Source organism: Streptomyces rubradiris (assembly GCF_016860525.1).
In the GTDB taxonomy this organism is placed as follows: Bacteria; Actinomycetota; Actinomycetes; order Streptomycetales; family Streptomycetaceae; genus Streptomyces; species Streptomyces rubradiris.
Map to the genome: position 1 here is coordinate 519,217 of NZ_BNEA01000015.1, position 20,007 is coordinate 539,223.

1 protein-coding gene is annotated in these 20,007 nt (G+C 76.3%); it reads right to left on the minus strand.

Annotated elements, in window-relative coordinates; genetic code table 11:
* Nucleotides 1-85: 85 nt before the first annotated feature.
* Nucleotides 86-19,996 carry a non-ribosomal peptide synthase/polyketide synthase gene (locus tag Srubr_RS15735; RefSeq protein ID WP_189988936.1) on the minus strand — a complete coding sequence of 6,637 codons (19,911 nt, stop codon included), beginning with the start codon at nt 19,994-19,996 and terminating at the stop codon, nt 86-88.
* Nucleotides 19,997-20,007: the final 11 nt, after the last annotated feature.

The following is a 20,007-nucleotide window of genomic DNA, read 5'->3' on the forward strand; positions in this document are numbered from 1 at the left end:
GTCGTGCGGTGTCCGAGTGGGCGTGCGAGTGTGGATGGTCGCGGGCGGCTGGGTGGTGAGCGGGGGCCGTGGGGGCGGAAGGTCGTCACCGGCCTCCCCTGGCGTGCCGGGCGAGGTGGCGCAGGGCGGTGGCGAACTCCTCGGCCACCCGGCGCACGGTCGCGGTGTCGTGGACGCCGGGCCGGTGGTGCCAGGTGAAGGCGAGCCGGCCGTGCTGGACGGCGCCGACCACCTCCAGCGGGTGGGAGCCGGGGTCCCGGGGGTCGTGGTCCTGGCCGAAGGAGCCGTGTTCGGCGCGGACCAGGCCGCCGTCCGCCGTGTCGGGGCGGGCGTCCCACTGGCCGAGGTAGTTGAACACCACCTGACTGTGCGCGGTGCCGCCGAGGCGTTCGCGGACCTCGGGCGGGCCGAAGGTGCGCAGCGCGCCGAACCCGATGCCGTTGCCGGGTACGGCACGCAGCTGGCGGCGCACCGACTTCACCAGCGCCCGCCAGTCCCGGTCCGGGCCGAGGTCGCCGGGCTCGGGCACCTGGAGGGCCACGGGGTGGACGGTGGTGAACCAGCCGACGGTGCGGGTCAGGTCCACGCCGTCGAGCAGGTCTTCGCGTCCGTGTCCCTCCAGGTCCAGGCGGACCCGGTCGCGTCCCGTCCAGCGGGCCAGGGCCAGGGCGAGGGCGGCGAGCAGGACGTCGTTGACGCGGGTGCGGTAGGCGGTGGGCGCGGAGCGCAGCAGGGCCGTGGTGTCCTCCTCGTCGAGTTCCACGTCCACCGTGGCGGCCGGTCCGGCACCGGCGGCGGGGGCCGGGGCCGGGGGCTCCTCGGTGTTCACCGCTTGTTCCCAGTAGGGCAGTTCGTGGTCGAGGCCGCCCTCGGCTACGTGCGCGGCGAGCCGCCGGGACCACTCCCGGAAGCTGGTGCTCCGCTCCCCCAGGGCGACCGGGCCGCCCTGGCGGGCCTGCCGGTAGGCGGTCTCCAGGTCGTCGCGCAGGATGCGCCAGGAGACGGCGTCCACGACCAGGTGGTGGACGACGAGGAGGAGGAAGACGGGCCGGTCGGCAGCGCCGGTGAACAGGGCCGCGCGCAGGTGCGGGCCGCGGGCCAGGTCGAAGCTCGCGTGGAGTTCGTCGGCGGTCTTGGCCATGGCCGCGTCGGCGTCGTCGGCGGACAGGCCCGTCAGGTCGTGCCGGGTCAGGATGTCCTGGCCGGCGGCGGGCGGCGGGTTGAACTGCCGCCAGCCGCCGGGCTCCTGGGTGAACGTCATGCGCAGGGCGTCGTGGTGTTCCAGCAGCGCGTCGAGTGCGGCGGCGAGGGCGCGCGGGTCGGGCGTGCCGTCGAGTTCCAGCAGTGCCGACTGGTTGAAGTGGTGGTGGGCGGCGCGCGGGGTGGTGAGGAACCAGTGCTGGATCGGGGTGAGTGGCACCTCGCCGGTGACCGGGCCGTCGGCGGACCGCCGGGGCGCGGTGCGGACGACGGTGGCGAGGTCGGCGACGGTCTGGTGGGTGAACAGGTCGCGGGTGGCCACGTGCAGTCCGTCGCGGCGCAGCCGGGAGACGACCTGCATGCTCAGGATGGAGTCGCCGCCGAGCGCGAAGAAGTTGTCGTCGGCGCCGACCTCTTCGATGCCCAGCACATCGGCCCAGATGCGGGCGATCCGGCGTTCGGTGTCGGTGCGCGGCGCGGTGCGCGGTCCGTCCGCGGCCTGGGCGGGGCCGGGCGCGGGCAGGGCTCGGCGGTCGGTCTTGCCGTTCGGGGTGAGCGGCAGCCGCTCCAGCGGGACGAAGACCGACGGCACCATGTGCGGGGGCAGCGAACCGGCCAGGTGCAGCCGGAGTTCGCCGACGGGCAGGGCGGTGCCGTCCGGTTTTGCCGGGACGACGTAGGCGACGAGCCGGGCCGGTGCGCCGGCCCGGTCCGCGCGGACGACGACGGCCGCGTCCCGGACCAGGGGGCTGCGGCGCAGCGCGCTCTCGATCTCGCCGGGTTCGATGCGGTAGCCGCGCAGCTTGACCTGGTCGTCGGCGCGTCCGGCGAACCGGAGCCGGCCGTCGGCGGTCCACCGCGCCAGGTCCCCGGTGCGGTACATCCGCTCCCCCGGGGCCCCGGACGGGTCGGGCAGGAACCGCTGGGCGGTCAGTCCCGGCCGGCCCAGATAGCCGCGGGCCAGGCCGGGCCCGGAGACGTACAGCTCGCCGGTCACGCCGGGCGGTACGGGGCGCAGGGCGGCGTCGAGCACCTGGACGCGGGTGGTGCCGGCGGGGCGGCCGATGGACGGGGTGCCGGTGCCAGGGGTCAGCGGGCCGGTCCAGGTGGCGACCACGGTGGCCTCGGTGGGGCCGTAGGAGTTGATCATCCGGCGGCCGGGGGCCCAGGTGTCGACCAGGTCGGCGGGGCAGGCCTCGGCGCCCACGATGAGGGTGCGCAGCCGGGGCAGGGCGGCGGCGGTCCCGGGCGGTACGGTGGCCAGCGCGGCCGGCGGGATGAGGGTGTGGGTGATCTCCCGTGCGGCGAGCACCTCGGCGAGCCGCTCCCCGACCAGCGGTCCTTCCTCGCCGGTGACCAGCGCGGCCCCGCCGAGCAGGGAGACGCACAGTTCCAGCACGGAGGCGTCGAAGCTAGGGGAGGCGAACTGCAGGACCCGGTCGCCGGGGCCCGCCGCGTACTGTTCCGCCGCCGCCGCGGCGAAGGAGGCCAGGCCCCGGTGGGTGACCACGACGCCCTTGGGGGTGCCGGTGGAGCCGGAGGTGTAGATGACGTAGGCGGGGTGGGCGGCGGTGAGCGCGGTGGTGCGGTCGGCGTCGGTGGGCGCCGTGTCCGGTCCGTCGGCGGTCCACACCTCGGCGGGGTCGGCGAGGACCAGGTGGGCGCCGGCGTCCCGGATCATGAACTCCCTTCTGGGCGCCGGGTAGTCGGGGTCCACGGGGAGGAAGGCGCCGCCGGCCTTGGCGACGGCGAGCTGGGCCACCACGGTCGACGCCGAGCGGGGCAGCGCCAGGGCCACCACGCGCTCCGGTCCGACGCCGTCCGCGAGGAGCCGGTGGGCCAGCCGGTTGGCCGCCCGGTCGACGTCGGCGTAGGTCAGTTCGCGGTCGCCGTCGATCAGCGCCACGGCGTCCGGGGTACGGGCCGCCTGCCGTTCGAACAGGGCGGGCAGGGTGGCCTCGGGCACCGGGCGGAAGGTGCCCCGGCCGTGCGCCGCCAGGGCGTTCAGCTCCCCGTCGGAGGCCAGCGGCAGGGCGCCGAGCGGGCGGTCGGGGTCCTCGGCGACGGCGCGCAGCAGGGTGCCGAGCTGGGCGGCCATCCGTTCGGCGGTGGCCGCGTCGAACAGGTCGGTGTTGTAGGTGAGCAGGCCGTGCAGGGCGCCGGTGCCGGTCTCGGCGAACTCCACGGTGAGGTCGAACGCGGCCTGTTCCGACTCCGGTTCGACGTCGGTGACGTCCAGGCCGGGCAGGTCGAGGGCGGCGGCCGGGGTGTTCTGGAGGACGACCATGACCTGGAAGAGCGGGCTGCGGCTGGTGTCCCGCTCGGGCTGGACGGCGTCCACGACCCGTTCGAAGGGCACGTCCTGGTGGGCGAAGGCGTCGCGGACGGTCTGCCGTACGTCGGTGAGGAACGCGGAGAACGGCCGTGCGGCCTCGGCACGGGAGCGCAGCACCAGGGTGTTGACGAAGAACCCGACCAGGTTCTGGGTCTCGGGCCGGTCGCGGCCGGAGGTGACGGTGCCCACGGCGATGTCCTCGGTGCCCGAGAGCCGGGCGAGGTAGGTCTGGGCGGCGGCGACCAGCGTGGTGAACAGGGTGGTGCCGTGGTCCCGGGCGAGCCGGGTGAGCCGGGTGACGGCCGCGGCCGGCACGGTCAGCCGGGTGGTCGCGCCCGAGCTGGTGCGCACCGGCGGGCGGGGCCGGTCGGTGGGCAGCTCCAGCGGCGTCGTGCCGGCCAGCCGCTCCTTCCAGTAGGCGAGGTGCTCGTCGGCGTCGCCGTCCCCGGTGGTGCGCTGCCAGTGCGCGTAGTCGGCGTACTGCACCGGCAGCGGCGGCAACTCCTCGTCGACTACGCCGAGTTCGACCCGGTAGTAGTGGGCGAGGTCGCCGAGCAGGACGGCGGTGGACCAGCCGTCGGTGACGATGTGGTGCAGGGCGAGGGAGAGGACGTGGTCCTGCTCGCCGAGCCGGATCAGGCCGGTCCTCAGCAGCGGGCCCTCGCGCAGGTCGAAGGGGCGGGCGCGGTCCTCGGCGACCAGCCGCCGCACCTCCGACTCCCGTAGGGCGTCGGCGACTTGGGAGAGGTCGCGGACGGGCAGCGGCACCTCCCGGGGTGGGTGGACGATCTGGACGCCGCGCCCGTCGACGCTGTCGAAGGTGGTGCGCAGGGACTCGTGCCGGGCCACCACGGCGGCGAGGGCAGCGCGGAGCGCTCCGGTGTCCAGGGTGCCGCGCAGCCGGAGGGCGAGCGTGGTGACGTACTCCGTGCCGCCGGGCTCGAACTCCTGGAGGAACCAGAGGCGTTGCTGGGCGTGGGACATCGGGGCGACGGCGCCGCGGTCGGCCGGGGCCGGCGCCGGGCGGCCGGTTCCGCGCCGGGTGCCGAGGAGGCGGGCCAGGGCGGCCGGGGTGGGGTGGCTGAACACCGCGCGCGGGGTGACGTCGGTGCCGAAGGCCTCGGCGAGTCGGGAGGCGAGCCGGATGCTCAGGATCGAGTCGCCGCCGAGCTGGAAGAAGTCGTCCTCCACACCGGGTGGTTCGCTGCCCAGCACCTCCGCGAAGACGGCCGCCGTGCGGCGCTCGGCCTCGGTGCGGGGCTCGGTCCGGGCGCGCCCCGGCAGGGCCTCGGGCGCGGGCAGGGCGGCCCGGTCGACCTTGCCGTTGCGGCTGAGCGGGAGGGCGGCCAGCGGGACCACCGCGGCGGGCACGAGGTAGTCGGGCAGGCTTCGGGCGGCGAAGGCCCGCAGCGCCTCGGCGTCCCGGCCGGCCTCGCCGACGACGTAGGCCACGAGCCGTTTGGCGCCCGGCCGGTCCTCGCGGGCCAGGACGGCGACGTCCGTCACGCCCGGGTGGGCGGCCAGCGCGGCCTCGGCCTCGCCGGGCTCGACCCGGAAGCCGCGGATCTTGACCTGGTCGTCGGCCCGGCCGAGGAACTCCACGGTGCCGTCCGGGCGCCGCCGGGCCAGGTCGCCCGTGCGGTACATGCGGGCGCCGGGCGGACCGAAGGGGTCGGCGAGGAAGCGGGCGGCACTCTCGCCGGGGCGGCCCAGATAGCCGCGGGCGACGCCCTCGCCGGCCAGGTACAGCTCGCCCGGGCAGCCCGGCGGTACGGGGCGCAGCCGGGCGTCGAGGAGGTGTGCCCGCATGTCGTCCAGCGGCCGGCCGATGGGGACGGTGCCGGGCACGGCCGCCGGGTCGGTGAGGGCGAAAGAGGTCGCGAAGGTGGTGGTCTCGGTGGGGCCGTAGCCGTCCACGACGGTCAGTCCGGGGCAGGCGGCCAGCACCCGGCGCACGGCGGCGGCGGGGACGACGTCGCCGCCGGTCCACACCTGGGTCAGGCCCCGGAAGCAGTCGGGGGCGTCCTGGGCGAGCAGCCGGAACAGTCCGGCGGTCAGCCACACCGCGGTGAGCCCGCCGCCGTCGGCGAGCCGGCGCAGCAGGGCCGCGTCCACGCTCCCGCCGGGCGCCACGACCACGCGGCCGCCGTTGAGCAGGGGCGCCCACACCTCGAAGGTGGCCGCGTCGAACGCCACCGGCGAGTGCAGCAGCACGCGGTCGCACACCCCGCCGCCGAACCGGCTGTCGGTGCCCAGCGCCGCCACGTCCCGGTGCCGTACCGCGACGGCCTTGGGCAGCCCGGTGGAGCCGGAGGTGAACATCACGTAGGCGAGCCGGTCGGGGTCGGCGGGCAGCGGGCGGTGCCCCGCCGTTGCGGTGCGGGCCGCGGTCACGTCCGCTGCCGTGAGGTGGGTGGTCGCGCCCGCCTGGGCGAGCAGGGTGCGGCGGCGTTCGGCGGGGGCGCGGGTGTCGACGGGGACGTAGGCGCCGCCGGCCAGCAGGACCGCGAGCTGGGCGACGACGAGTTCGGCGCAGCGGTCCATCAGCAGGGCCACCCGGTCCTCGGGCGCCAGCCCGCCGGCCAGCAGCCGGCCGGCCAACGCCCGTGCCCACGCGTGCAGTTCGCGGTAGGTCAGCTCACGGTCGCCGTCGTGGACCGCGACCGCGTCCGGGGTGCGGCGGGCCTGCTCGGCGAACAGGTCCACGGGACTGCGCGGGTCGGTGGGGCGGGCGGTGGTGTTCCAGGCGGCCAGCAGCTCGCGATCGGCCGGGGTGAGCAGGTCCAGGCCGGCCAGGTCGGTGTCGAGGCCGTCGGCGAGGGTGGTGAGCAGTGCGGCCAGCCGCCCGGCGGCGCGCTCGGCGGTGCCGGCGTCGAACAAGGCGGGGTCGTAGGCCAGCTCGAAGCCGAGCCGTTCGTCCAGATGGGCGCGCAGGCACCAGGCGAAGGTGGTGGCGTCGTCGGCGCGCACCTCCTCGACCCGGACGCCGGTGCGGGCGGTCGCCGACTCGTCCACGGGGTAGTTCTCGAACACCACCATGCTGTCGAACAGCGGCTCGCCGGGCGGGACTTCGCTGACGGCCTGGATACGGGGCAGAGCGAGGAAGTCGAAGCGGCGGGCGTCGCTCTGCCGTTCCTGGAGGTCGCGCAGCCAGGGCAGCGCCGGCCCGGCGGGGACCTTGACCCGGGTCGGCACGGTGTTGACGAACATGCCGATCATGCCCTCCACGCCGGGCAGTTCGGCCGGGCGGCCGGAGACGGTGGTGCCGAACACCACGTCGTCCCGGCCGCCGGAGCGGGCCAGCAGCAGCGCCCAGGCGCCCTCCACCACGGTGTTGACGGTGAGCCCGGCGCGGGCGGCGCTGTCCCGCAGCCGCCGGGAGACCTCCGGGTCCAGCTCGTGGTGGACGGCGGCGGCGGAGCGGGCGCGGTGGGCCTCGGCGGGCGTGCGGTCGTACGGCAGCGGGGTGCGGGCGGTGAACCCGGCGAGGGCGTCCGCCCAGTGCCGTTCGGCGGCCGTCTCGTCCTGCGCGCGCAGCCAGCGCAGGAAGTCCGCGAAGGGCCGCCGTGCCGGGGGTGCCTCCTCGGGGCCGCCGGTGAGGGCCGCGTAGCGTGCGCAGACCTCGGCGAGCAGCTGTCCGGTGCTCCAGCCGTCGAGGACGATGTGGTGGGTGGACCACAGCAGCAGCACCTCGTCGCCGGGCAGGGCGGCCAGGGTGAGCCGGGTGAGCGGCGCGCGGGTGAGGTCCAGGCCGGCCGCGCGGTCCTCGGCGAGCAGCCGCTCGGTGGCCTCGGCGCGTCCGGCGGGGGTCAGGGTGCGCCAGTCGAGGTGGGTGACGGGCAGTTCGGCGTGGCGGTGGACGACCTGGACGGGGTGGGGCAGGCCGTGCCAGTGGACGCTGGTGCGCAGCGCCGGGGTGCGGTCGGCGACCTGCTGCCAGGCGGCGGCGAAGGCGCGCGGGTCGGCCACCCCGGACAGCCGTACGGCGGTGCGGTCGAAGTAGGCGTGCTCGGTGTCGACGAGGCCGTGGAAGAGCATGCCGGACTGGAGCGGGGTGAGCGGCAGCACGTCCTCGATGTGCCGGCCGGTGCCGGCGAGCCGGTCCAGCTGTTCCTGGCCGAGGCCGGCGAGGGGGAAGTCGGAAGGGGTGCGGCCGCCGGCCACGGGGTCCGCGCAGTGCGCCACGATCTCGCGCAGGGCGGTGAGGGTGTCCTCGGCGAGCCGGCGGACGGTGGCCTCGTCGTAGACGGCCGCCGGGTAGGTCCAGCCGAGTTCGAGGCGGCCGTGCTGGACGACGCCGGTGATGTCCAGCAGGTAGGGGCGGGCCTCGTCCGGGTCGGTGTCGCGTCCCGCCGGGGGCAGCGCGGCGCGGAACAGGCCGTCGGTGCCGTCGGTGTCCCATTGGCCGTGGTAGTTGAAGCCGATCTGCGGGGCCGGGGCGCCGGCGAGGGGGCTGCCGGGCAGCAGGTGGCGCAGGGCGCCGTGGCTCAGGCCGTGCAGCGGGACCGCGCGCAGTTGTTCCTTGACCGAGCGGAGGGTGTCGTGCCAGCCGGCGTCCGGGGCGACGCGCAGCGCGAGGGGGTACTCGGCGGTGAACCAGCCGACGGTCCGGGACAGGTCCACGTCCTCGAACAGCTCCTCCCGGCCGTGGCCCTCGACGCCCAGCAGGACGGTGTCGCGTCCGCACCAGCGGGCCAGGGTGCGGCCGAGGGCGCTGAGCAGGACGTCGTTGACCTGGGTGCGGTAGGTCTCCGGGACCCGGCGCAGCAGGGCGTCGGTGGTGGGCTGGTCCAGGGTGACGGTGAGGGTGGCGGCGGTGCCGTGGGTGTTCGGTCCTGGGCGTCCGGCGGGCAGCTCGGCGGGGGCCTCGCCGGTGCGGGTCCAGTACGGCAGGTCGGCGTCCAGGGCGCCGGAGCGGGTGTGCCGCTCCAGGCGGGCGGCCCAGTGGCCGTAGGGGGTGCCGGTGGCGGGCGGGTCGGCGGGCCGGCCGGCCGCCGCCGCCCGGTGGGCGGCCTCCAGGTCGGCGAGCAGGATGCGCCAGGACACTCCGTCGATCACCAAGTGGTGTGCGGTGATCACCAGTTGGCCCGGCCGCTGCGGACCCCGGTCGAGGAACAGGACGCGGACGACCCGCCCGGCCGTGGGATCGAGGGCGGCCTGCGCCTCCTCGGTGAGCCGCTGGGCCTCGCGTTCCAGCGCCGGGTCGTCCAGCGCGGCCACGTCGTGCCGGGTGAACACGCCGTCCGGTGCCTCGGGCAGCGCCTCCTGGCGCCAGCCGTCGGAGGTGTGGCGGAACCGGGTGCGCAGGGCGGCGTGGCGGCGGACGACCGCCTCGGTGGCCCGCTCCAGCGCCGGGAGGCGGGTGCCGGCGGCGAGTTCCAGGCGCTGGGTCATGGAGAACCGCAGCGGCTCGGCGGGGTCGCGGCCGTCCAGGTACCAGCGCTGGATCGGGGTCAGCGGCGCCTCACCGGTCTCCTCGACGGCCGCATGCGGCGTGGACTCCTTCACGCACAGGGCGAGTTCGGCGACCGTCTGGTGCCGGAAGACATCCTTGGTGGTGAGGGCGTATCCGGCCTGCCGGGCGCGGGAGACGATCTGGATGCTCAGGATGGAGTCGCCGCCGAGGGCGAAGAAGTTGTCGCGGGCGCCGACGCGTTCGACGCCGAGCACCTCGGCCCAGATCGCGGCCAGGCGTTCCTCGGTGCCGGGCCGGGGGGCGACGTAGGGGGTGGTGCCGTCGGGCCGCTCGGGCGGGGCGGGCAGGGCGCGCCGGTCGGTCTTGCCGCTGGTGGTGCGCGGGATGCGGGCGAGCGGGACGAACGCGGCGGGCACCATGTGGTCGGGCAGGGTGCGGCGCAGCGCGAGGCGCAGGGCGTCGGCGGACGGGACGCGCCCGGCGGCGGGCACCACATAGCCGACGAGCACGAGCCGGCCGGCGTGTTCCCGGGCGGTCACCGCGGCGTCGGCGACATCGGGGTGGTCCAGCAGGGCGGCCTCCACCTCGCCGGGTTCGATGCGGAACCCACGGATCTTGACCTGTGCGTCCGCCCGGCCGAGGAACTCCAGCAGCCCGTCCCGGTCCCAGCGGGCCCGGTCCCCGGTGCGGTACATCCGCTCCCCCGGCGTGCCGAACGGGTCGGCGAGGAAGCGGGCGGCGGTGAGGCCGGGCCGGTTCAGATAGCCGCGGGCGACCTGTGCCCCGGCCAGGTACAGCTCGCCGGGCACACCGGGCGGCACCGGGCTGAGGGCGCCGTCGAGGACGTAGGCGCGCAGGCCGCCGCCGGGGCGGCCGATGACCGGGTGGTCGGGGCGGTCCGCGGTGCGGCCGTAGACGGCGTCGACGGTGCACTCGGTGGGCCCGTACATGTTGTACACGGCCACGCCCAGTTCCCTCTCGGCGCGGGCGAGTTCGCGCCAGACCGCCGGGGTGACGGCCTCGCCGCCGACGAGCAGCAGGCGGGGGTGGTGGCGGCCGGGGGCGAGCAGTCCGGCGGCGGTGAGTTCGCGCAGGAACGTCGGGGTGACGTTCACCAGGTCCAGGCGGTGTTCGGCGACCTGGGCGCAGAACGCGCGCGGATCGAGGCGGACGTCCTCGTCGATGAGGTGCACCTCGTGGCCGAGGGCGAGGAGCAGGGGCCCCTCCCAGGAGGTGTCGAAGGAGAAGGAGGCGCTGAGCGCGGCGCGCAGCCGGCGCCCGTCCGTGGTGTGCGGGGCGAGCAGGCCCTCGCGGTGGTCGTGGCAGAGGTTGACCAGTTGCCGGTGTTCGACGGCGACGCCCTTGGGGCGGCCGGTGGAGCCGGAGGTGTAGACGAGGTAGGCGGTGTGCCGGGGCAGCAGGGGCCGGACGCGGTCGGCGTCGGTCGGGTCGCGGTCGGGCAGCCCGTCCCAGGGCACCTCGTCCAGGCCGGTCAGCAGGGTGTGCGGGCGGGCGTCGGCGAGCAGGAGGTCCTGCCGCTGCCGGGGTAGTGCGGGGTCCAGGCAGAGCAGGGTGGCGCCCGCCTTGAGGACCGCGAGCAGGGCGACCATCAGGTCGGTGGTGCGCGGCAGGCGTACGGCGATCACGTCCTCGGGGCCCGCGCCCCGGGCGATGAGGTGGTGGGCGAGCCGGTTGGCGCGCCGGTTGAGCGTGGCGAAGTCGAGGGTGGTGTCGCGGGCGGCCAGGGCGGTGTGGTGGGGGGTGCGGGCGGCCTGGGCCTCGAAGAGGGCGGGGAAGGTGGTATCCGGCGCGGGCAGCGGGGCGCCCCGGCCGTGGCGGAGCACCTGGCGCCGTTCGTCGCCGGTCATCAGCGGCAGCCGGCCCACTCGCTGCCCGGGGTCGTCGGCGGCGGCCTCCAGCACGACGCGCAGCCGGGCGGCGAGGCGTTCGGCGGTGCCGGCGTCGAACAGGCCGGTGCTGTACTCCAGGTGGCCGGTGAGGCCGTCGTCGGTCTCCACGAAGTCGAAGGCGAGGTCGAAGGCGGCGGTGCGGACCGGCGGGGTGACCGGTTCCACCGTCACACCGGGCAGCCGGGGCGGCTCGGCGTCGAGGTTGTGCAGGGCGACCATGACCTGGAACAGCGGCGTACGGCTGGTGTCCCGCTCGGGCTGGACGGCGTCCACCACGCGTTCGAAGGGCACCTCCTGGTGGGCGGACGCCTCCAGGACGGTGGTGCGCACTTCGGCCAGCAGTTCCCGGAAGGACAGGTCGGGGCGGACCCGGGCGCGCAGCACCAGCGTGTTGACGAACATGCCGACCACGTCGTGCAGTTCGGGCCGGTCCCGGCCGGCGGTGACGGTGCCGACGGTGACGTCCTCCTGGCCCGCCCAGCGGGCGAGCAGCACCTGACAGGCCGTCACCAGGGTCATGTAGAGGGTGGCGTCGGCTTCCCGGCCGCGCTCGCGCAGCCGCTCGGTGAGATCGGCGGGCAGGGTGAACGTCAGCAGGGCGCCGTCACGGGAGCGGACGGCGGGGCGCGGACGGTCGGTGGGCAGCTCCAGCGGGACCACGCCGTCCAGGGCCTCGCGCCAGTAGGCGAGGCCGGACTCCGCCCGCTCGGTCCGGGCGCGCTGCCAGGCGGCGTAGTCGGCGTAGCGGACGGGCAGGCCGGGCAGGTCGGGGCGGCGGCCTTCCAGGGCCGCCGTGTACAGCTCGCCGAGGTCCCGGGCCAGCACACCGCCGGACCAGCCGTCGGTGACGATGTGGTGGACGGCCAGCACGAGGACGTGCTCGTCGGCGGCGAGCCGGGCCAGACGGGCCCGCAGCAGCGGCCCGGCGGCCAGGTCGAAGGGGGTGGCGGCCTCGCGGTCCAGCAGGGCGTCCAGCGCGGCGCTGTCCGCGAGGTCGTCCACCGGGAGGTCCACGGGCCGCGGCGGGTGCACGAACTGCCGTGCCTGCCCGTCGTGTTCGGCGAACGTGGTGCGCAGCGCCTCGTGCCGGGCGACCAGGCCGTCCAGCGCGGTGCCGAGCGCGCCGGTGTCCAGGGCGCCGCGCAGGCGCAGCACGGACAGGGTGGTGTACGCGGTGCCGCCCGGCTCGAACCGGTCGAGGAACCACAGGCGTTGCTGGGCGTACGACAGGGGGGCCGGGGTGTCGGGGCCGGTGGCCGGGATGGTGTCGGCGGTGGTGCTCCCGGCGCGGGGCTCGCCCAGCTCGGCGGCGAGGCCGGACAGCGTGGAGTGGGTGAACAGCAGCCGGGGCGAGACGTCCGCGCCGAAGGCGGCGCGCAGCCGGGAGGTGACGCGCACGGCGAGGATGGAGTCGCCGCCGAGGGCGAAGAAGTCGTCGTCGGCGCCGACCTCGTCGGTGTCCAGGACGTCCGTCCAGGCGGCGGCGACCAGCCGTTCGGCCGGGGTGCGCGGCGGGGTCCGGCCGGCGTCGGCGGCGAAGCCGTCGGGGCCGGGCGCGGGCAGGGCGCGCCGGTCGAGCTTGCCGTTGGCGGTGAGCGGCAGCGCGGGCAGCGGCACATAGGCGGCCGGCACCATGTGCGCGGGCAGCAACCCGGCCAGGTGGGCCCGGAGTTCGGCCGCGGCGGGGGGCGGTACGGCGCGGTCGCCGGTGCCGGTGCCGACGACGTGGGCGACGAGCCGGCGGGTGCCGACGGCGTCCTCGTACACGCCGACGGTGGCCGCGCCGACGCCCGGGTGGCGGTGCAGGGCGGCCTCGATCTCGCCGGGCTCGATGCGGTAGCCGCGGATCTTCACCTGCTGGTCGGCGCGGCCCAGGTACTCCAGGGTGCCGTCGGCCCGCCAGCGGGCCCGGTCGCCGGTGCGGTACATGCGGGTGCCGGGGCGGCCGAACGGGTCGGCGGGGAAGCGGGTCGCGGTGAGTCCGGGGCGGCCCAGGTAGCCGCGGGCCAGGCCCTCGCCGGCGACGAAGAGTTCGCCGACGGCGCCGGGCGGTACCGGTTTCAGGCGGCCGTCGAGGACGTAGAGCCGGAGGTCGGGGATGCCGGTGCCGATGGGGCCGGCGGTGCCGGCGCGGGCCGCCCGGGTGTCCAGCGGGGCGTAGGTGACGTGCACGGTGGTCTCGGTGATGCCGTACATGTTCACGAGGCGTGGCGCGGTGTCCGGGTGGCGGGCGTACCAGTCGGCGAGCCGGGACACGTCCAGCGCCTCGCCGCCGAACACCACCGTGCGCAGCGCCAGCCGCCGGCTCACCTCGGGGAGTTCGGCGTCGGCGCGGATCAGCGGGTAGAAGGCGGACGGGGTCTGGTTGAGGACGGTGACCCGTTCGTCGGCGAGCAGGCGCAGGAAGTCCTCCGGGGAGCGGGCGGTGTCCTCGGCGACGATCACGAGCCGGCCGCCGTGCAGCAGGGGGCCCCACAGTTCCCACACCGAGAAGTCGAAGGCGTAGGAGTGGAACAGCGTCCACACGTCGTCGGGGCCGAAGCCGAACCAGTCCCGGGTGCGGGTGAACAGCCGGACGACGTTCGCGTGCGGGACGACGACGCCCTTGGGGCGCCCGGTGGAGCCGGAGGTGTAGATGGCGTAGGCCGGGCTCTCGGGCAGTGCGCGGCGGGGCGGGCCGGCGGCCGGGCGGCGGGCCAGGTCGGCGCGCACGTCCGGGTCGTCCAGCGGCACCCGGGGTACGGCGGTGTCCGCCAGGGTCTGCCCGGTGGTGACGAGCGCCATGGGCCGGGCGTCGTCGAGCAGGTGCCGGACGCGTTCGGCGGGCAGGGCGGGGTCGATGGGCAGGTAGGCGGCGCCGGTCTTGAGGACGGCGAGGACGGCCACGACGAGGTCGGTGGAGCGGGGCAGGGCGAGGGCGACGAACGTCTCGGGTCCGGCGCCGAGTTCGGCGAGCCGGTGCGCGAGCCGTCCGGAACGCGCGTCCAGGGTGGCGTAGTCGAGCCGTTCGCCGCCGCAGGTGACGGCCTCGGCGCCGGGGGTGCGGGCGGCCTGGGCGGTGAACAGGGCGTCCAGGGTGCCGGCGGGCCGGCCCGCGGCGGTGCCGTTCCAGTCCGTCAGCATCCGGTGCCGCTCCTCGGCCGTGGTCCAGGCGAGGGCGTGCACGGGCCGGTCCGGGTCGTCGGCCAGCTCGGTGAGCAGCAGGCACAACCGGCCGGCGAGGGCGCGTACGGTCGGGGTGTCGAACAGCTCGGGGTCGTAGCCGAGGTCGAAGCCGAACCGCTCGCCCTGCCAGGCGCGCAGCACCAGCGGGTAGTTGGTGGCGTCGCGGGCCGAGACGTCGGTCAGGCGGATGCCGGTGGCGGCGGAACGCGCCTGGTCGAAGGGGTAGTTCTCGAAGGCGACCATGCTGTCGAACAGCGGGCTGCCGGCGGGTACGTCGCTCAGCGCGGTCAGTTCGGCGAGGGACACGTCGGCGAACCGCCGTGCCTGGGCCTGCTCTTCCTGGAGCCGCCGGAGCCAGTCGGCCGCGGTACTCGCGTCGTCCACGCGGACGCGGGTGGGCAGGGTGTTGATGAACATGCCCACCATGGACTCGGCGCCGGGCAGGTCGTCGGGGCGTCCGGAGACGGTGGTGCCGAACAGCACGTCCGGCTCGGCGGCGTAGCGGGACAGCAGCAGCGCCCAGGCGCCCTGGACCACGGTGCCGAGCGTGAGCCCGGCCGCGCGGGCGGTGCGGGCGAGGCGCGCGGAGATCTCGTCGGACAGGGCGGCGGTGTGCACGCGGCCGGAGCGGGTCTCGTGGCCGGGGCGTCGGACGCGGTCGGCGGGCAGCGGGGTGGGGGTGGCGAACCCGGCGAGGACGGTCCGCCAGTGCGCGCGGGCCGCCTCGGTGTCCCGGCCGGCCAGCCAGCGCACGTAGTCGCCGAACGGGCGCCGCGCCGGGGGCCGTGGCGCGGTGCCGGCGGTGAGGGCCGCGTACTCCTCGAACACGTCGGTGAGCACCTGGGCGAGGCTCCAGCCGTCCAGGATCAGGTGGTGGGAGGTCCACAGCAGGTGCAGCCGGGCGTCCGGCAGCCGGATCAGGGTGAGCCGCGTCAGCGGTGCCGTGCCGAGGTCCAGGCCGCGCGCGAGGTCGTCGGCGCGCAGCCGCTCCAGCCGTCCGGACCGCTCCCGCTCGTCCAGCTCACGCCATTCCAACTGTTCGATGGGAACGGTGACTTGGCGGTGGACGACCTGGAGTGGCATGGGGACGCCCTCCCACACCACCGAGGTGCGCAGGGCCGGGGTGCGGTCGGTCACCCGCTGCCAGGCGAGGGCGAGGGCGTCGGGGTCGGTGACGCCGTCCAGCAGGAGGGCGGCCTGGTCCACGTACACGTCGTCCGGTCCGCCGACCAGCCGGTGGAAGAGCATGCCCTCCTGGAGCGGGGTGAGCGGCAGCAGGTCCTCCACGTCCCGCCCGTCGCCCACCAGGCGGTCCACCGCGGCCTGGTCCAGGCGGGCCAGCGGGAAGTCGGAGGGGGTGCGGCCGCCCGCGCCGGGCCGGGCGCAGTGCTCGGCGATGGATGCGAGCGCGGCCACCATGGCGTCGGCCAGCCGCCGCACGGTGCCGGTGTGGTGCACCTGGTCGCTGTAGTACCAGGTGATCTCCAGCTCGCCGCCGGCGACCAGGGCGGACACGTCCAGGAGGTGGTCCAGGGGCGCGCCGGGGTCCATGTCGGGGCCGGGTACGTCGGCGGCGGGCGCGAAGTCGCCTCCGGCGGGCGTCTCCCACTGGCCGTGGTAGGTGAAGCACACCTGGGGCAGCGGGAGTTCGCCGAGCGCACGGGCCTCGGGCCGGGGTGAGCCGAGGTGGCCGAGGGCCTGGTAGCCGAGGCCACGCCGGGGCACGGCCCGCAGCCGTTCCTTGACGGCCTTGAGGGTGGTCCCCCAGTCGTCGGGGCCCGCCGGGGTGAGGGTGACCGGGTACTGGGTGGTGAACCAGCCGACCGTGCGGGCCAGGTCGGCGCCTTCGGCCAGGTCCTCCTCGCGGCCGTGGCCCTCCAGGGCGACGGTCACCCGGTCGGTGCCCGTCCAGTCGGCGAGCACCCGGCCCAGCGCGCTCAGCAGCACGTCGTTGACCTGGGTGCGGTAGACGCCGGGCACCTTGCGCAGCAGGGCCTCGGTGGTGTCCCGGTCCACCCGGGTGCGGACCGTGCGTACCGATCCGGCGAGCGGGGTGCCGGGCAGGTCGACGGGGAGCGGGGCGGGCGGCTCGGCGATCTGCCGTGTCCAGTACGGCAGGTCGTCGTCCAGGCCGCCGGACCGGACCCGCTCGGCGAGGGCGTGCGCCCAGGCGGTGAACGAAGTGTGTTCGGGCTCCAGTCGCGGTTCCTCGCCCGCCGCGGCCTGCCGGTAGGCGGTCTCCAGGTCGGTGAGCAGGATGCGCCAGGAGACGCTGTCGACGGCCAAGTGGTGTGCGGTGATGAAGAGTTGCGGGCGGTCCGGGCCGGTGAGCAGGGCGGCGCGCAGCAGGGTGCCGGTGGCCGGGTCCAGCGCGGCGCGGGCGGCGCGGGCCGCCTCGGCGGGCGGGGTGCCGGGGTCGCAGCGGGTCAGCAGCCCGCCGGCCGGGCCGGTGCCGGCCTGCTGCCGCCAGGTGTCCCCGGTGCGGGTGAAGCGGGTCCGCAGGGCCGGATGGCGGGCGGCCACCGCGTCCAGTGCCCGTTCCAGTGCCCGCGCGTCGAGGTCGCGGGGCAGGTCGAGCAGCATCGACATGCTGAAGTGGCGCAGCGGCCCGTGCGTGGCGAAGAACCACTCCTGGACCGGGGTGAGCGGGGCGGGCCCGTCCTCCTGCGGGCGCCGGGGGGCGGGTACGGCGGCGGTACGGCGGGGCGCGGCGGCGGCCAGGTCGGCGACCGTCTGGTACCGGAAGACGTCCTGTGAGCCGATGTCGAGCCCGGCGGCGCGGGCCCGGGAGACGGCCTGGATGCTGAGGATGGAATCGCCGCCCAGCTCGAAGAAGTTGTCGGTGACGCCCACCCGGTCCACCCCGAGCACCTCGGCCCAGATGGCGGCGAGGAGTTCCTCCTCCGGGGTGCGCGGCGCGGTGAACTCCCGTTCCTCCGGCCTGAGTTCGGGGACCGGGAGGGCGCGGCGGTCCAGCTTGCCGCTGGTGGTCAGCGGCAGTGCCTGAAGCGGGGTGAAGGAGGACGGCACCAGCGCCTCGGGCAGCACCCGGCGCAGGGCCGCCCGCAGCTCGGCGGGGGCGGGCCGGGGCGCGCCGGGCGCGGGGACGACGTAGGCGGCCAGGCGGGTGTGGCCGTGCGGGTCGGGGACGGCGACGACCGCGGCGGCGGCGATGCCGTCCAGGGCGAGCAGGGCGGCCTCGATCTCGCCGGGCTCGATGCGGTGGCCGCGCACCTTGACCTGGTCGTCGGCGCGCCCGAGGTAGTCGAGGCGGCCGTCGGCGGTCCAGCGGGCGAGGTCACCGGTGCGGTACATGCGCTCCCCCGGCGCCCCGTACGGGTCGGCGAGGAAGCGGGCCGCGGTCAGCCCCGGCCGGCCGGTGTAGCCCCGGGCGAGCTGCGGGCCCGCCAGGTACAGCTCGCCGCCGACACCGGGCGGCACCGGCCGGAGCCGGGCGTCCAGCACGTACGCCCGCAGCCCGGGCAGCGGGCGGCCCACCAGCGGGCGGTCGCGTCCGTCGATCCGGCAGGACAGCGCGTCGACCGTGCACTCGGTGGGGCCGTAGAAGTTGTACGCGGTCACGTCCGGGTGGGCGGCCAGCTCCCGCCACAGCGCGGGGCCGGCCGGCTCGCCGCCGAGCATGAGCACGCGGGGGCGGTGCCGGGGGTCGGTGAGCAGTCCGGCGGGCAGCAGTTGCCGCAGGTAGGAGGGGGTGAGGTCGAGGAAGTCGATGCGGTGCTCGACCACGTACTCGACCAGGGCGGCCGGGTCCATCCGGGTGTCCTCGTCCACCAGGTGCAGCGGGTGGCCGTCGGCCAGCAGCAGCACGCCTTCCAGGGAGGTGTCGAAGGAGAAGGACGCGGTGAGCGCGACCCGCAGCGGGCCGCCGCCCGCCTCGGCGACGAATCCGGTCCGGTGCGCGGCCAGCAGGTGGGCCGCCGCGCGGTGGGACACGGCGACGCCTTTGGGGCGGCCGGTGGAACCGGAGGTGTGGATGACGTACGCGGTGTGCTCCGCGTCCAGCGGGGCACGCCGGTCGGCGTCGGTGGGGTCGGTGTCCGGGGCGGTCGCGGGTACGGCGCGCAGCGCGGCCTCGTCCAGGACCAGGGCCGGGCGGACGTCGTCCAGCAGGAACCGGACGCGTTCCGCGGGCAGCGCCGGGTCCAGCGGCAGATAGCCGGCGCCCGCCTTCCACACGGCGAGGATCGCGGTGATCATGTCGGCGGTGCGTGGCAGCCGCAGCGCGACGAGCCGTTCGGGTCCGGCGCCGAGGGCGATGAGGTGGTGGGCGAGCCGGTTGGCGCGGGCGTTGAGCGTGCCGTAGTCCAGTCGTTCGCCGCCCGCGACGAGGGCGAGGGCGCCCGGGGTGCGGGCCGCGCGGCGCTGGAAGATCTCCGGGTGGGTGGCCTCGGGCAGGGGTTGCCGGGGGCCGGTGCTCCAGTCGTGCAGGACCTGCCGCAGTTCCTCCCCGGACAGCAGCGGCAGGCTGTCGAGCGGGTGGTCCGGTGCCTCGGCCACGCCCTGGAGCAGGCGCAGCAGCTGTCCGGCCAGCCGTTCGGCGGTGCCGGCGTCGAACAGGTCGGTGCGGTACTCCAGCAGCCCGGTCAGGCCGGTGCCGTCCGGTACGAACTCGATGCTCAGGTCGAAGGTGGCCGCCCGCCGGGGCACGGTGACCGGGGTGGCGGCGAGGCCGCGCGGGGCGGTCGCGGCGGGCGGGGCGGGGTGCAGCAGCACCATCACGTCGAACAGCGGGTTGCGGCCCGCCTCACGGGGCGCGCCCACCGCCTCCACGATCCGTTCGAACGGCGTGTCGCCGTGGGCGAAGGCGTCGCTCACCGTGTCGGCGGCCTTCGTCAGCAGGTCGCGGAAGGAGCCGGAGGCGTCCACCGGGGTGCGCAGGACCACGGTGTTCACGAAGAACCCGACGGTCCGTTCGAGGTCGGTGCGGGGCCGGCCGGGGGTGAGGGAGCCCACGGCGATGTCGTCCTGCCCGGACCAGCGGGCCAGCAGCGCCTGGACGGCGGCGACCAGCGCGGTGTGCAGGGTGCTGTGCCGTTCGGCGGCGAGGTCACGCAGGCGCGCGGTCAGGGGGGCCGGGACGGTGAAGGCGTGCACGGCGCCCTCGCCCGCCTCCGCTCCGCGCCGCGGCCGGTCCAGGGGCAGCTCGGGCGCCACCGTCCCGGCCAGCTTCTCCTTCCAGTGGGCGAGTTCGCGCTCAAGGCGGGGGCCGGAGAGCTGTGCGCGCTGCCAGACCGCGAAGTCCGGGTACTGCGTCGGCACCGGGGGCAGCTCGGGGACCTCGCCGCGTGCCAAGGCGTCGTAGGCGGCGCACAGTTCGTCCAGCACCACGCCCATCGACCAGCCGTCGGTGACGATGTGGTGCGCCGTCAGCAGCAGGACGTGCGCGGTCGCCGACTCGCGCAGCAGCAGGGCGCGCAGCAGCGGCCCGTGCCGCAGGTCGAAGGGCCGGGAGTACTCCGCCAGCAGGTCCGCGTCCAGGTTGCCGGTGTCCCGGACCGGGAGCGGCACCGCGCCCGCCGGGTGGACGCGCTGCGCCGGGCGGCCGTCGGTCTCCTCGAAGGTGGTGCGCAGGGCCTCGTGCCGGGCCACGACCGTGGCGAGGGCGGCGCGCAGCGCCTCGTGGTCCACCGCGCCGGTGAAGCGGACCGCGACCGCGCTGTTGTAGCGGGCGTCGCCGGGCCGCAGCCGGTCCAGGAACCACAGGCGCTGCTGGGCGGACGACAGCGGCAGCGGGCGGTCCCGGTCGGCGCGCGGGATGCCCCGCCGGGCGGCCGGCGCACCGCCCGCGGCCCGGCCGGCCAGGCGCCGCCGCAGCGCCTCCCGCATCTCCTCGGGCAGCGCCTCCACGCGGTCCCGCCGGGACGGACCGGATGAACGGGCCGTTTCTGAGGAGGAGTTGGCGGTGAAGTCGGCGGAGCCGGAGGGGTTGGAAGGGGTCGAAGACGTCATGGTCGTCGGAT